Source organism: Streptomyces sp. NPDC096046 (genome assembly GCF_040303285.1).
GTDB lineage: Bacteria > Actinomycetota > Actinomycetes > Streptomycetales > Streptomycetaceae > Streptomyces.
Window position 1 is genome coordinate 1 of the sequence record NZ_JBEOSZ010000102.1, and the last position, 1,339, is coordinate 1,339.

The 1,339-nt window shown below is 69.5% G+C and carries 3 protein-coding genes; 2 read left to right on the forward strand and 1 reads right to left on the reverse strand.

Annotation, left to right across the window (positions count from 1 at the left end; all coding sequences use genetic code 11):
* Positions 1-94: 94 nt before the first annotated feature.
* Together ABTX62_RS37690 and ABTX62_RS37695 are read left to right on the forward strand one after the other, a co-directional pair.
* On the forward strand, positions 95-226 hold the full coding sequence (locus ABTX62_RS37690) for a hypothetical protein (RefSeq protein WP_352120401.1): 132 nt from the start codon (positions 95-97) through the stop codon (positions 224-226).
* Entirely contained in the window at positions 223-570 is a 348-nt protein-coding gene (locus ABTX62_RS37695; RefSeq protein ID WP_352120402.1) for an IS3 family transposase, read from the forward strand. The genes ABTX62_RS37690 and ABTX62_RS37695 overlap by 4 nt, the downstream gene beginning before the upstream one ends.
* Here the strand turns inward: ABTX62_RS37695 and ABTX62_RS37700 are convergent.
* On the reverse strand, positions 560-1,339 hold a 780-nt coding region (locus tag ABTX62_RS37700), incomplete at its 5' end, for an Ig-like domain-containing protein (protein ID WP_352120403.1). The genes ABTX62_RS37695 and ABTX62_RS37700 overlap by 11 nt on opposite strands.

Consider the following 1,339-nt stretch of genomic DNA (forward strand, 5'->3'; position numbering starts at 1 on the left):
CGAACTCCACGACGCGTTCGTATCCCTCGCCTGCAGCCTCATCTGCTGGAGGCGGCTCAAGAAGCACCGATCATGATCGTGTTACGAGCTCTAAGTGCCGGCAGTTGCGCCGACGCCGTCGGAGGCGGAGAACGCCACTCTGCGCAAGAAAGTCCGCGAGCTGGAGGAGGAACGCGAGATCCTGCGCAAGGCGGGGAAGTATTTCGCCGGGGAGACGCGCTGGTGAACCGCTTCCAGTTCGTCGCCGACCATCAGCGCCGTTACGGCGTGAAGCGGCTGTGCACCATCCTGGGCATCGCCCGCTCCAGCTTCCACCACTGGCGTCGGACGGCCGCGGACCGGGCCGCCCGGCAAGCGGACGACGCCCGCCTCGCCGCCCGGATACGGGCCGTGCACCGCGAGTCGGAGGGCACCTATGGCGTTGCGAGGATCACCGCCGAGCTCCGCGAAGCGGGCGAGCGCGTCAACCACAAGCGGACCGCACGTGTGATGCGGGGCGCGGGTCTGGCGGGCGTCGATGCATGGCGCCATGGTGCCGCTGCCGTACTGCGGCCCTGGGTCAGGGCGTGACGGTGTGCGTGTCGGTACCGCTGGAGCTGGCGAAGTCTGTGCTGCCCGGGTAGGCGACGGTGATCGGGTGGGTGCCAACGCTCAAGTTGCCGATTGGGGTGCTGGCGGTGCCGTCGGCGAGAGGGACGGTGACTGGGGAGCGGTTGCCGATGGTGAAGGTCACGGAGCCGGTGGGGGTGCCGGCTCCCGGTGGAACGGCGGTGACGGTCGCCGTCACCGTTGCACCCTGTCCCGGGCGGGATGGGTCTGGGGAGGAGACGACCGTGGTGGCCGACAGCGCCCGGTTCACCGTGTGCGGGTCGCTGCCGCTGGACCCGGCGAAACTGTTGCTGCCGATGTAGGTGGCAGTGACAGTGAACAAACCGCTGGACCTCGTGGTGTACGGGCGGGTGACGGTGGCGCTGCCGCCGGTCAGGGCGGCGGTGACCGAGGTGGTGCCGTCCCCGAAGCTGAAGACGACGGTGCCGGTGGGAGTACCCGCTCCGGGGGCGACGGGCGTGACCGTGGCGGTGAAGGTCACCGGCTGGCCCACCACCGACGGATCCGGCGACGAAGCCAACGCCGTGGTCGTCGACGCACGAGTGACGGTGTGGGTGTCCGTCCCGCTCGAGTCCGCGAAGTCGGAGCTTGCGTTGTAGGTGGCGGTGATCGTGTAGGGGCTGCTGATTCTGATGGTGTAGGGGCGGGTGACGGTGGCGGCGCCGTTGGTCAGAACGGCGGTCACCGGGGTGGTGCCGTCCGCGAAGTCGAAGGTCACGGTGCCGGTGGG